Consider the following 13,713-nt stretch of genomic DNA (forward strand, 5'->3'; position numbering starts at 1 on the left):
GTGCCCGATTGGGACCGCGTTACTCGACGGAGATGCCGGCGACTGTGGCCGGTTCGAGTTCGGCGGTGATGGTGCCGTCGTTGTCGACGCTCACGTCGAGCTCGGCGGCGGCGAACGCGTCGGCGTTGTCGGCGTCGACTTCCACGTCCGGCTCCTGGCCCTCGAAGAGGACCTGGGCGTCGACGTCGTCACCGGTGGCGTCCTCGACAGTGAACTCGACGGTATGAGCGGCGCGGGTGTCGAGGTTCGTCGCGCTGACGAACACCGAGCCGTCGTCGTCGACCGAGGCGGAGGCGCCGACGAGCGGCAGTTCCTCGTCGTCGACCTCGCGGGTCGGCGCGTCGATCGAGGTGGTGACGGCCTCGTTGCCCTTGTGGGGCTTGTAGAGGTCGTAGACGCGGTAGGTCGGCCGGGCGAAGGCGTCGTCGCCGTCGGTCTCGACGAGACACTGCAGGACGTTGACCGTCTGGGCGATGTTGGACATCGTCATCACGTCCGCGTGGTGGTTGAAGATGTCCAGCACGGCGGCGGCCGACAGCGCGTCGAGGACCGTCCCGGGCTGTTCGAGGCCGGTTCCGCCCTGGGCCTCGGGGTGCCACGAGCCCCACTCGTCGATGATGACGCCGATGTCGCGCGTGGACGCGAAGGCGTTGATGGCCGAAGCCAGGCGCTCGATGTGGTGGTCCATCTCCAGCGCCTCGACGAGGAACTGGTCGTAGTCGTCCTCGTCGGACTCGGAGACGGTCATCGTGCGGCCGTAGTAGTGGTGCAGCGTCAGGTGGTCGAGCGGGTACTCGACGCCCCACGGCGTGCCGCCGACTTCCTCCATGAACTGGTGGTTCCAGTCGTGGCCCTCGAACCCGCAGGCGATGAGATCGAGGTCGTAGTCGAGCATGTGCGCGGACTGAGTGCCGACGTAGGTGGCGAAGCGGCGGTACTCCCGGGCGTACTGCTCGGGATCCATCTGCCCACCACAGCCCCAGTTCTCGTTGCCGAGACCCCAGTACTTGACGTCGAAGGGCTCTTCACGGCCGTTCTCGCGGCGGCGGTCGGCGAGCGTCGTGTCGCCGTCGTAGTTGACGTACTCGACCCAGTCGGCCGCTTCCTGCGGGTCACCGGAGCCGACGTTGGCGGCGAGGTACGGCTCGGTGTCGACACGCTCGCAGAACTCGAGGAACTCGTGGGTCCCGAAGCGGTTGGACTCCTCGGGGATCATCTCGCGGCCCTGGCCCCAGAAGAGGTTCCGGCGGCGCGGTCGCTCCTCCTGCGGACCGATGCCGTCCTCCCACTGGTAGTCGTCGGCGAAACAGCCGCCGGGCCAGCGCAGCACCGGCATCTCCAGTTCGTCGAGCAGTTCGACGACGTCCTCGCGGAAGCCCTCCTCGTCGACGGAGTCGTCGGTGTAGATGCCGTCGTAGATACAGCGCCCGAGATGTTCGGCGAAGTGCCCGTGGAGTTCGGGCTCGATACGGTCGATACCTGCCTCTGTGTGAACTGTGACGCGAGCGTTTGCCATACAGGAGTATGATATTCAAAGGCCGCAGTATAAATTGATCGGTCCGAGCGGCACAGATGGCCGGCATCGGCGGCAGAGACGCCGCTCGGGATGGGACAGACGGAAGTCGTGACCGCGCCGGTCGCGGTCTACAGTTGCTCGACGGTGTTCTCGAGGGTCCCGACGTTCTCGATCTCGATGTGGATCTCGTCGTCTTCCTCGAGGGTCACGTCGTCCGGCGGGATGATGCAGGTGCCGGTGAGCAGCGCGGTCGACTCGGGGACTTCGTTGTAGCGGGTGTAGTAGTCGACCAGTTCCTCGCAGGTCCGGACCATCTCGCTGGTCGAGGTGGAGTCCGCGAAGACGGTGTCGCCGTCGCGGAGGATCTCCATGTTCATCTCGACGTCGAGCGGGTCGCCGATGGCCTCGTCCGTCGCGATGCAGGGGCCGATGGCGCAGCTCTTCGCGTAGATCTTGCTCTGGGGCAGGTAGAGGAGGTTGTCGCGCTCGATAGAGCGGCTACACATGTCGTTGCCGACGGTGTAGCCGACGATCTCGTCCTCGTAGAGGATGATCGTCATCTCGGGCTCGGGGACGTCCCAGTCGGAGTCGCCGCGGATCCCGACCGTCTCGTTCGGGCCGACGGTCCGGCTCGGCGTCGCCTTGAAGTACACCTCGGGGCGGTCGGCCTCGTAGGCGTTCAGGTACGCCTCGGCGAGTCCGCCCTCGTCCTCGCGGGACTCCTGGCTGATGGCGTAGGTGACGCCCGCACCCCAGATCTCGTCGGGGTCGATCGGGCGGATGAGGTGCTCGCGGACCGTCGAGAGCTCGATTGTCGGCGCCTCCTCGATGAGGCCGCGGGCCACGTCGTCGACGGACTCGTCCGTCAGCGATGCGGCCGAGGCGAGTTCGAGAAACGACGTCGGTGCGGATTCAGTCGACGTGAGATCGTACGCGGCGGAGTCGTCTTCGGCGATCAGCGACCGAGATTCCCCTCGCTCGATGCGATAGTAACGCATAGTCCCTCATGGTCAGTTCTCAATTATAAAGATTGTGTTGCCGGCGTTGTGTAGGGGACCACTGTGTCGACAACACCGTCGGCTGGCAGCGCGGAGACCTTGCAGACTGGAAGCGAACTGTTGGGATCGAGTGGTCGGACAGTGCCGATCGGTACCGTGGGGAAGTGAGACAAGGCGTATCCGGAATCGTCGGATCAGGCGTGCTGGAGATTGACTTCGATGATGTTCGCGGTACTGAGGACCTCCGAGGGGATGGTCTCCTCGAAGCGTTCGCCGTTCATGCGGCTCTTGGGCGCCGAGACGCTCACCGCGCCGACGACTCGGTCGTCGGTGACGATCGGGGCAGCGACACAGCGGACCCCCTCGACGCGCTCCTCGTTGTCGATAGCGTAGCCTCGCTCCCGGATGGTCTCGAGGTTCTCCTCCAGTTCGTCGCGGTCAGTGATCGTCCGGCTCGTCACCGGTTCGAGGCCGCGCTCTTCGATGATTTCGTCGCGGCGACTCTCGCTCACCCATGCGAGGATCGCCTTGCCCATCGCCGTCGTGTGCAGGTCGACTTCCATCCCCTCGTAGGTGTCGAGGTTGACAGAGCGCGACCCCTTGACCTTGTAGAGGAAGATGCCGCGGCCGTTCTCCTCGATCATCAGGTTCGCGTGCTCGCCGGTGTCGCTCGCGAGCTGCCGGACCTCGCCCTCGGCGACCTGAAAAAACTGTGATTGCGCGCGTGCGCGCCCGCCGAGGTTGAGAAAACGGACGCTGACGCGGAACGTGCGGTCGTCTTTGACGAGGTAGCCGGCTTCGGTGAGCGTCTTCAGGTGGTCGTGGACGGTACTTCTCGGCTTGTCGAACTGGTCGACGATTTCGGGGAGCGTCGCCCCGCCCAACTCGTGGACCGTCTCGATGACGTCGAGGCTCGTCGCGGTGGACTTGATCGGCGGGTCCCGTTCGACGTGCATACCGATACCACGGGGCCGGACCTACATTAATCGTCCGACAACGTCGGATGGCCGGCGAACCGCACTCGTTCGGTCTCCACCGGTATCTTTAATATATTGGTCGGGAGGAGTTCAACCATGTCGGACGTAGAAATTACCGACGTCGAGACACACTTAGTAGCGAATCCGTGGAAGCCGTGGGTCTTCGTCCGTCTGCACACGGACGCGGGCGTCACCGGCATCGCGGAAGCGACGACCCACGACAAGCCCCGGACGGTCGTGGCGGCCATCGAGGAGATGAAGGACTTCTTCATCGGCCGCGACCCGTTCGACACCGAGGCCCTCTGGCTGGAGATGTACCGCAACGAGTGGTTCTCCAAGAACGTCATCAACACGACCGTCGTCTCGGCGGTCGACATGGCCTGCTGGGACATCAAGGGCAAGGTGCTGGACAAGCCCGTCTACGAGCTGCTGGGCGGCGCTATGCACGGCACCGAGCTTCGCGCCTACGCAAACGGCTGGTACACCGACGCCGACGGCGAGCCGGAAGGGTTCGCCCGCGCCGCCGAACAGGTCGTCGACGACGGCTACGACGCGATGAAGTTCGACCCGTTCGGGACCGCGTGGCAGTCGATGACCACCGAGGAGAAGAACCACGCCGTCGACATCGTGGGCGCCGTCCGAGAGGCCGTCGGCCCGGATGTCGACCTGCTCATCGAGTGTCACGGCCGCTTCTCCGCCAGTCAGGCGGTCGACATCGCGCGCAAACTCGACCAGTTCGACCCGGCCTGGTACGAGGAGCCGTGCCCCCCGGACTCGATCAACAGCCTGCGCGAGGTCGCCGAAAAGTCGCCGATCCCGGTCGTGACCGGCGAGCGCCACATGACCAAACACGAGTTCTTCGACCTGGTCACGCGCACGGACATCGATGTCTTCCAGCCCGACCTGATGAACACGGGCGGTATCACGGAAGGCAAGAAGATCGCCGGTCTCGCGGAGGCCGACCACGTCGACATCGCGCCGCACAACCCGCAGGGCCCGGTCGCCGGCGCCATCTACTCGCACTTCTGCACCTCGATCCCGAACTTCCGCATCCAGGAGATGTTCCAGACCTACGACGAGGACTGGGTCGACGAGCTGCTCGTGGATCCGCTCGAGGTCGAAGACGGGTACATCCAGGTGCCCGAGGGTCCCGGCTTCGGCATCGAGCTGGACATGGACGTCGTCGAGAAGCACGAGTACACCGAGGACTCGGTCCACACCATCGACCTCTGGGAAGAGGACTGGGAGAAGCGCGCCGACGAACTGCGGTAATCGCGTAGAAAACCCCGAAGCGGCTTTTTTTATTCGACGTCGACCGTCTCGCCCGACTCCGCAGCCTCGTGGATCGCCGCGATCGCTTTCATGTCCACGAGCCCGTGCTCGCCGTCCGCGTAGAGCGGCTCGTCGGCGAGGAGTTTCTGGGCGAAGTAGTCGAACTCCTCGGCCATCTGGTCGACCTGCTCGGTCTCGACGTCCACCGTCGTGTCGCCCTGCGCGACGGTCAGCGAGGTCTCCATGTGGAAGGCCGGTTCCAGTTCGATTCGGCCCTCGGTGCCGACGATCTCCAGGCGCGTGTGGTCGTGACCGTTCTGCGAGGACGTGCACGCGGCGTGGGTGCCGTCGTCGAAGACGACGGAGAACGTCGCGACCTCGTCGGGGACCTCGTCGAAGGCCTCGTGTTCGGAGGCCATCGTGGACTGTACCTGCACGGGGTCGGCGTCGAGGATGAACCGCGCGGTGTTCAGCGGGTAGATACCGAGGTCCATCACGGAGGTACCATAGCCGGTCAGGTCCGGGTTCAGCCGCCACTGGTCGGGGTTCTCGATCATCTCGAGGAGCGGCTGGGAGTTCTCGCCGTGGACGAGCTGCGGTTCGCCGATGACGCCGTCGCGGACGAGTTCCCGCGCCCGACGGACTGCGGGTTCGGTGTGCATCCGGTAGGCGATCATCAGCGGGGCGTCGTGGTCTTCGCAGGCTTCGACGAGTGACTCCGCGCGCTCGACGGTCGCTTCCATCGGCTTCTCGCAGAGGACGGCCTTGCCGTTGCGCGCCGCCGCCTCGACGTGTTCGAGGTGAGTCGCGTTGGGCGTGCAGACGTAGACCGCGTCGTAAGCGTCTGCGGCCTCGCCATCGGCGAACTCGTCGTAGGTCAGGCCGTGTTCGACGGTGTCGTACTCCTCGCGGACGCGGTCGGTCTTTTCGGTAGAGCTGCTGACGACGGTAGTCGTCGTGCAGTTGTCGAGCTCGTCGATCGCCGGGAGGACGTACTCGCTTGTCCACCAGCCGATTCCCACCAGCGCGAACCGAACGGTCCCGTCCGCCCCGGTTTCCCAGTCTCTCGGATCGTAATCGAACAGCGATGTCGACATACCGTGTGACCGATCCACGACTGCCGACATAAATGTGGCTCCTGCGACTCGGTCCCACTGTGCATCATGGATCCGATATACTCGGATCAGATTCGCACTGACTTCCGACTCCACAAACGGGATTACAGTTGTAGCGATGTAATTCCGGATTCGGGATTATCTCCCCAGTGTAGCGGGTCCTCCGAGGGATCCACGGCGATACGGAGTGCTATGAGAGGCGGCAATACGCGAGTTGTGGGTGACTCTCTCCGTAGTTTTGCTGCAGTCCGTCGCGCGCGTTAGAAGCGATCCCGGGCTCGGGATATCGAGGGAGAGAGCCTCTTCTCCTGTATTTCGTGCCTATCCGAGATTACCGTTTCTGGCCGGCGCGTAGTGAACAGTACCACTTGTTCGGTCAGCGGGTAACTGCACACCGAGATCGCGAAAGCTGACTCGACGGTCAGCAGTTGGTGCCATATTATGAAACAGACTGCCGTTCGGTAGCGCTCGTCACGGATTTGAACAGGACCGATTATTACGGTCATAGGCGTGTAATCGTGACCTAATCTCCGGCATTTGGCCCGGTATTTGCAGAAACAGATATTTCGACCTCGGGGCCGACCCTCGATACCGTTTCATAAGGTGGGACACAGATCGGTATAGAATGCATTTATATATGGATAGTAGGCCTGAACAACTGGACAGATACGGGCAGTGGAAATGTCTCGGTCGACCTGTAACGGGCCGTGGATAGCCGAACGAGTGGCTACGGATCGTCCGAACGAGGACTGATCAGTTCTTCGGGGATGGGACGTTTTATCGATCGCGCTGACTGGCCCACCGGAGTTTTCGCACGGTTCGGAAGCGGGTTCGATACCTGCAGTGCGGACAGGCCAGTCACGCTGGAGACCGCCTCGTCACACGGAGATGATCGCACTCGCGCGCGGATCCCCGGCGAGAGGCGCCGACGCGCCGATGAATTAGTAAGTAACATTTATATAGAATGCGATGAAGGTGGTTACTATGCGGGAGTATGACAACCTGCGCGACCGATTGTCGCGACGGCAGTATGCACAGTTGCTGGCCGGTGTCGGTATCACCGGCCTCGCTGGCTGTCCGTCGCAGGGTGGAGACGGGACGACGGCCGCACCGGAGGAGACGCCGACGGAGACGCCGGCGGGAACGGCTTCCGGGTCCGGCGACTCGACGGACACCGCCGAGCCAACGCCGGAAGGCGAGCCGGTGACTGACGAGATCCGGATCTTCCAGGCGAACTCGCCCGACGTGTTCGACGCGAACCTCTGGGCGCCCCAGGACAACACGACCGGCATGGGCTTCATGACAGATCTCCACGCCCTCCGGAACGTCCACACGGGCGAGCTGTTCTACAGCGGGCTCGAGATCGAGACGCCGTGGAAGCCCGGCAAGGACAGCGTCTCGATCATGACGTGGTACACGGACTACGAGATCGAGCCGCCCTACGACGTCTACGAGTCCCACGACGACCGCGCAACCTTCTGGAACGGCGACCCCTTCGACGCCGAGGCGCGGGAGATCCACGACCACGTCCACTACTTCCAGAACGGGAACAAGTTCAACGAGGAAACGGCGTTCCAGAACGAGGCGAACAGCCAGTGGGAGTACCACTGGTGGAACGCGGACGGCAGCGGCAAGCTCGAAGATAACCCGCAGGCCCGACACATCCTCGAAGCCGACGCGGCGCCGAACGACGGCGACATGCCGCTGCACCCGGACTTCACGCGGCCGTATCTCGAACAGTATCAGGACGCCACGTCGGCCGAGGAGGTCCAGTCGATCACTGACGACCTCACGAGCGACCGTATCTCGCTCGAACGCCTGATGGAAAACGGCTGGGGGAGCGGTCCCTACGAACTTCGCTCCGAGGACGACATCGGGTCCGCTCGACTCACGCTTCGCCTTCGCGACGAGGCCGCAGCCAGCAACGGGGACACGGAAGTTGCACACCCCAACGCCGCCAACACCAACGTCTCGAAACTCGTCCTCATGTGGGGCGAGGGCGACCGCCGACAGACCCTCGCCGGCAACGGCTCGCTCGACCTCAACGGGAACATCGTCGCGCCGAACAGCCTCTTCCCGCGTGAAAGCCTGCCGGACCACATGCAGGAGCTGACCCGCTGGCTGCGTTCGACCGGCGGTGACAAGTGGCGGCTCAACTGGCACAACGAGCACCTGCAGAATCTCTGGGTGCGCCGCGCGCTCGTGGCCGCCGTCGACTGGTCGACCGCCGGTGCGAACGGCTGGGGTGCCGAACGGTCCGTGCCGATCGAGAACCACACGTACCTGCTCGACGCCCAGTCGCAGGCGGCGTTCTCGAACGACTTCCTCGATAGCCTCCACAGTTGGCCGGTCGAGTCCGACTACGAAGCGGCCGAGGAATACCTCCGACGCGGCGGCTACAGCAAGCAGGGCGGCCAGTGGGTCGGCCCCAACGGCAACACCGCCAGCATCGACGTCATCTATCCGTCCGCCATCGCCGACTACGCCGGCGCCGCCCAGACGATCAAAGCGAACCTGGCGGAGATCGGCTTCGGCGTCAACTTCAGCAGTCAGGGCTGGTCGAGCTGGCAGAGCAACCTCAACGCCGAGGACGGCCTCAACTACGACTCCTCGATCTTCTGGCACGGGTACACCAACCCGTTCTCGTACTACAACAGTACGGCCGGGACCTTCGCCGGGACCATCGTCATGGGCAAAGAGGAATCGCCCACCGAACGGGTCGATCGCGACACCGAGCGGGACTCTCAGGGCAAGCCGCTCCAGGTCCAGGTCCCCTCGGAGGTCGGTTCCATCGAAGCCCCCGACGAAGCCGGCGTCAACCCCGATCTCTCGGACGGCGAAGAGATCAATCTGGCCGAGATCGTCTACGACATCCGCGCTCCCGAGACGTCCGAGGAACAGCTGCAGGAACTGTACCGGAAATGCGCCCGGTATTACAACTACTACCTCCCCCACTTCGTGTTCCACCAGTACAACTGGGGCGCGTGGGGCAACGTCCGCGACTTCGAGTGGCCGGACGCGAGCCACCGCGGATTCGACTACGAGCGCGGCTTCGGCATCAGCTCCGCCCTCCTCCTCGGCGGCCTGACCGAAGCCAGCTACAACACCGAGTTCGAACCGCCGGAATAAGCCGGCCGACTCCGGCTCGGCGGCGACCCGCTCGCCAGTCGCCGCCTGCGGTTCGACCCCTGGCCTGACCCCTCCACGTCGGCCACATCGCTGTTATCTGCTTCCATTTGGGGTCTCCGGCCGTCGCGCCGATTCGGCGCACCGGTTCGGGCCCCAGCACTCCTTGCCGACCGAACTGCCCAGCGGTGCGACTGGGCGACCCCTAGTTATCTCCCCTCCGGGCTAATTGGAGCGGTGGATTGTTTGACTAAGAACGATGACTCAATCGGAAACCCATCTAATAATTGATTGCTTATACGAATTTTGGGTCGCGGGCCCTGAATACTGTTTATAGTACCCCTCTGTTAATCTATAGCGGTTATTTTGAAATTCGTAGCTGAAAATAGAGAACGGACCTTACTTCTTCGTTGTCTTGGTATGGCCCGATACAGGCCATCTATACCACTACTTTTCACTGCTCGTTAAATTGGTAAATATTTTGTAATAAAATGGATCTTATATGTGTTTCTCAGACAATACGGCAGTGGCCACGTGCAAGATTGCGGGCGTACCGGTGATAGATCCCTCGTTGCTGACGACCGGACACCGTACTGGCAGTTGCTGTCTCGTGGAACCGGAAAACCGTTTCTACTACCGGTCGAATCCGGAAGGCGATTCGCATGCGGGCGACAGGCCGTGAGCACCGCTCGGACCGTTCGGCTCGGTGGACTTATGAGTGGATCGGCCGAATTCGACTGTATGACGGTCGAAGAGCGCGGTTCCGAGCGCGGATTCACGTTCGACTACGATCCGGGCGAACTCCGGTGCGCTCGGGAGTGCGTAGCCGGCCTCGAATCGATACTCGCTGACCGTGGCCTGGCGGACGCGCTCGTCGTCACCGGTTCGAACGTCGGAGCGAACAGGGACGTGATGGACCCGGTCGAAGCGGGACTCGGCGACCGACTCGCGGGGGTCTTCGACGAGACGACGCCGGCGAAGTACCTGCGGACGGGTCTCGACGGCGCCCGGCGGGTCAAATCGGACGGGATCGACGCGCTCGTCGCCGTCGGAAGCGGGAGCAGCCTCGACGTGGCGAAGGTGATCAGCGCGCTGACGAGCCACGACGACGTCGACGCCGCCGCGGACCGAGCGCTCGAATCCGGGGAAGTGGCCGTCGCTCCTGACGGCGATCCGACGCCGATCGTGGCCGTCCCGACGACGCTGGCCGGCGCCGACCTGTCGGTCATCGCGGGCGTCGGTCTCACACTGGACCCGACCGGGCGACCGGATCGGGAGATACCGAACGGGTCGGTCGGCGACCGGCGGCTGATGCCGACGGCGCTGTGCTACGATCCGGCGCTGTTCGAGTCGACGCCGAAGGGCGTGCTCTGCGCCTCGGCGATGAACGGCTTCGACAAGGCCGTCGAGTGCCTCTACTCCCGGTACCGGACGCCCGTGACCGACGGCACCGCGATGCGGGCGCTGTCGCTCATGCAGTCGGGATTCGAGACGCTCCCGGAGGCGTCGATGGACGAGGCGAAACTGTACGACGCCGTCGCGGGGGTCGTCCTCGCGCAGTACGGCATCTCGACGCCGGGGACCTACCGGGCGTCGATCATCCACGCGTTCGGCCACGGCTTCTCCCACGACTACGATGCCCATCAGGGAACGGTCCACGGCGTTCTCGCGCCCCACGTCCTCCGGTACGTCTTCGACGAGGTCGACGGGCGGCGCGCCTTGCTCGCGAAGGCGTTCGACGTGGACGATGCGAGCGCCGACGACGGGGAACTCGCCGAGCGAGTCGTCGACGCGGTCGCGTCGGTCAGGGACGACCTGAAACTTCCCTCGCGGCTGCGTGCGATAGACGGGCTCTCCCGGGACGATTTCCCCGCTATCGCCGCGGAAGTCCGGGACGACAGTCTGATGAACGGCACACCCGCGGGGCTCGACCCGACGACGTCCGACATCGAAGCGGTCCTCGACGCGGCGTGGTGACCGAGATCAGGGGATTCGGTTCGTCGCCGATTGGGCGAGTGGGATGAGACGAACGTTCGAAAAGAGTAGTGTGCGGTCGCGTGGGTTCGGTGTCGGTGGCTACCGTTGGGTAGCGACTGCCGACGGTACTTACTCCGCCGCTGCGGCGGCCGTCTCGTTCCCGGACGAGCTACCCTCACTGCCCGCACTTTCGGCGCTAGCGGTATCGTCGCCGCTCTCGTCACTGGCGGTGTCGTCGTCGCTGCCGCCGCGGACGTTCACGCCGCCCTCGCCGGGGTCGTCGCCGGTAGTCTCGTTAGTCGACTCGACGACTTCGACCGGCACCGTGATCGGGTCGGGGACGGCGTAGGGAGTTCCGTCCTCGTCGACGACCCAGTCGACGCGGAGCGTGATCGTGTTGTTCCCGGTCGTCACCGGCTCGTTGCCGAAGGTGTCCGTCTCGACGCCGAAGGTTCCGACTTCGACGGTCCCGTTGCGGGTCTCACCGTCGAACGCCGTGGCGGAAGCCTCGGCGCGGTCCGAACTCCCGCCGGCGCTGGCGGAGAGACGCGACGCGTTGATCTGCAGTTCGATGTCCGGCCAGACGGCCGGGTCGCCGGTACGGTTCGCGGAGAGAGACAGCGCCGTGATGCCGTTGTCGACGCCCGACAGCGAGAGGTTGGTTCGCGCTTCACCGTCGGTGGGGACGGTCAGCGACGACTCGTTCAGCGAGAGCCCGACGGTGCGGTTGGCGTCCTGAGCGACGACGAGTCGGCCCGTCGCGGACCCACCGGCCTCGGCGGTGTCCGGGACGCTGACTTCGACCTCGTAGAGTCCGGCGTCGAAGGCCGCCGCCGAGGCGTTCATGTTGACGTCGCCGCTGACTTCGAAGGTCGCGACGGGGCGACCGCGGACGCGTTCGACGCCGGTGAAGGTATCGACGTCGTCGAAGGCGCCGCGGAGTTCGTCGGCGGAGACCGATTCGTCCGCGTGGTCCTCGACCGACGCGTGCAGGACGTAGTCGGGACGTTCCGAGTGCAGCGAGAGCGAGACGCGGTTCTCGCCCGCCGCCGCGTCGACGAACGTACGGTTGGTGTCGAGGTGGAAGAAGTCCTGGCTGTCGAGTTCGAACGCGGCGTCGTCGACGCTGCCGGTGTCGACCACGCGGCCGTCGTCGAGGACGAGCGCCTCGCCGTCGGCGTTGCGCAGGACGTACTCGCCAGCGGGCAGCGTCGCCGATTCGAGGACCGCCTCGCCGTCGTCGAAGTCGACGCGGCGGACCACCTGGGCGTCGAAGTCGTCCCGTTCCCCGGGCAGTCGGACGAGGTCGTAGGTGTCGCCGCGGGCGCCGCGGTCGGCGAACCGGATGTTCTGTCCGCGGTAGACCGACTCGTTCGACGTGACGTCCGCGTCGGCGCTGAGGCCGCCACGGTCGACCGAGCCGCGGTTGGGCACGTCGAGCGTCGACGTGGTGGCCTCGAGGCGCTCGGTTAGTAGTCCGGTCACGCCGACGAGTCGCATCTCGTCGCCGGTGTACTGGGCTGCGGTCACCGAGCCGTTGAACGCGGCGGTCTCGGCGAACAGCTGACTGCCGTCGTCGTCGACGCCGCGGACTCCGATTTCGGTTTCACCGCTGAGGCCTCCCTGGCCCTGTTCGAACAGGAGCACGCCGGTTCGATGGGGGTAGACTCCCCGGACGCGACTCTCGTTGCCGACGCCGTAGATGCGACTCCAGCGAGTGACGCCGTCGTCGTCGACGCGGCTGACCCACGTGTTCGTGCTGTGGGACCCTCCGAAGCTAGTCTGGGTGCCAGCGAGGAGCGCGCCGCCGTCGTCGGTCGGGACTGCGCCGACCACCCGCTGGTCGACGGCCCCGCGAACCGTGCTGTTGAACTGCACCTGACCGGACTTGCCGGTCCGGAGGACCCATGGGTTCGAGTAGCCGACGGTCCCGGCCACGAGGAAGCCGTCCTCGGTCGTCCGGAGCGACGCCGGGGTCGCCGCGAGGTCGTACGTCTCGCTCCAGATCGCGTTGCCGCCTGCGATCTCGGCCAGGCGAACGCCGTCACCGCCGGGCAGGCCGTACGCCACCGCGACGCCCTGGTCGGTCGCACGTAGCGTTTCACCGCCGGTCGCGGACGTCGTCTGCGCGCTCGCGTTCAGTTCGTTGCGCCACGTCACGTCACCGTCGCTGGTGAGGTGGACGACCTCGACGGTCGTCTCGGGCGGGTAGGTCTCGGACTGGCGGGCCTGGGTCGTGACGAGCGCGAAGACGTCGCCGTTGTCTCCGACGGCGACGGAGCTGACCTGCGTGCTCGCGTTCGTCGTCGAGAACGTCTGCTCCCACGCGAGTCGGTCGTCTTCGACGCGTGCGATCGACCCGTTGATCGTCCGGGGAACGGCCCGAACGCTGTAATTCTCCGGGATTTCGACGCCACCGACGATGGTCGCTCCGTCGTCTGTCTCGACCGTCGTCTGTGGGACGATGTCTCCATACGGACTATCCGACTGCGCGTCGGCCTGGGCGGCCGACGGACTGGAGGGCCCTGCCGGGGCCGCACCGGCCGGCACCACCGCTGCGAGGGTGCCGGCGACCATCAGTGCGGCCAGCAGGCAGGCTGTCGTCGTTTCCGATCGGGGCATGTAACCGATCTGAATCACGCAACTACGTAGTAGGTTTCGCTTACTCAAACGGCGCCTTTAGTCATCGGCCGATATCGGAGAACTGCCGGAAATGAGTGTCACTGCGGCCA

The 13,713-nt window shown here is 64.9% G+C and carries 8 protein-coding genes; 3 read left to right on the plus strand and 5 right to left on the minus strand.

Translation table 11 applies throughout. The features are described from left to right. Nucleotides 1–19: 19 nt before the first annotated feature. The 3 genes from AB2U09_RS21460 to AB2U09_RS21470 form a co-directional block, all read right to left on the minus strand. Entirely contained in the window at nt 20–1,516 is a 1,497-nt protein-coding gene (locus tag AB2U09_RS21460) for an alpha-N-arabinofuranosidase (protein WP_459194790.1), read from the minus strand. A gap of 128 nt (nt 1,517–1,644) precedes the next feature. Beyond that, nucleotides 1,645–2,514, minus strand: coding sequence for a fumarylacetoacetate hydrolase family protein (locus AB2U09_RS21465; RefSeq protein WP_459194791.1), 870 nt, complete (start codon nt 2,512–2,514; stop codon nt 1,645–1,647). Between the two features lie 194 nt (nt 2,515–2,708). Then, complete coding sequence (locus AB2U09_RS21470; protein ID WP_459194792.1) at nt 2,709–3,470, minus strand: IclR family transcriptional regulator; 762 nt, start codon at nt 3,468–3,470, stop codon at nt 2,709–2,711. Nucleotides 3,471–3,587: 117 nt separating this feature from the next. On the opposite strand from AB2U09_RS21470, the gene AB2U09_RS21475 reads away from it, so the two are divergent. Then, nucleotides 3,588–4,763 (plus strand): mandelate racemase/muconate lactonizing enzyme family protein, encoded by a 1,176-nt coding sequence (locus AB2U09_RS21475; protein ID WP_459194793.1) that lies wholly within the window; start codon nt 3,588–3,590, stop codon nt 4,761–4,763. A gap of 29 nt (nt 4,764–4,792) precedes the next feature. Here AB2U09_RS21475 and gfo6 read toward each other — a convergent pair whose 3' ends face one another. Beyond that, the gene (gene gfo6, locus AB2U09_RS21480) at nt 4,793–5,860 is read right to left on the minus strand and encodes a D-xylose 1-dehydrogenase Gfo6 (RefSeq protein WP_459194794.1); all 1,068 of its coding nucleotides are present in this window, start codon (nt 5,858–5,860) and stop codon (nt 4,793–4,795) included. A gap of 1,002 nt (nt 5,861–6,862) precedes the next feature. Between gfo6 and AB2U09_RS21485 the strand changes: the two genes are divergently transcribed. Together AB2U09_RS21485 and AB2U09_RS21490 are read left to right on the plus strand one after the other, a co-directional pair. Next, nucleotides 6,863–9,007, plus strand: a complete 2,145-nt coding sequence (locus AB2U09_RS21485; protein ID WP_459194795.1) for an ABC transporter substrate-binding protein — start codon at nt 6,863–6,865, stop codon at nt 9,005–9,007. Nucleotides 9,008–9,745: 738 nt separating this feature from the next. Beyond that, nucleotides 9,746–10,981 carry an iron-containing alcohol dehydrogenase family protein gene (locus tag AB2U09_RS21490; protein WP_459194796.1) on the plus strand — a complete coding sequence of 412 codons (1,236 nt, stop codon included), beginning with the start codon at nt 9,746–9,748 and terminating at the stop codon, nt 10,979–10,981. Nucleotides 10,982–11,110: 129 nt separating this feature from the next. Here AB2U09_RS21490 and AB2U09_RS21495 read toward each other — a convergent pair whose 3' ends face one another. Continuing rightward, nucleotides 11,111–13,603 carry a hypothetical protein gene (locus AB2U09_RS21495; protein WP_459194797.1) on the minus strand — a complete coding sequence of 831 codons (2,493 nt, stop codon included), beginning with the start codon at nt 13,601–13,603 and terminating at the stop codon, nt 11,111–11,113. Between the last annotated feature and the right edge of the window lie 110 nt (nt 13,604–13,713).

It is taken from the genome of Halosimplex yunnanense (assembly GCF_054504345.1).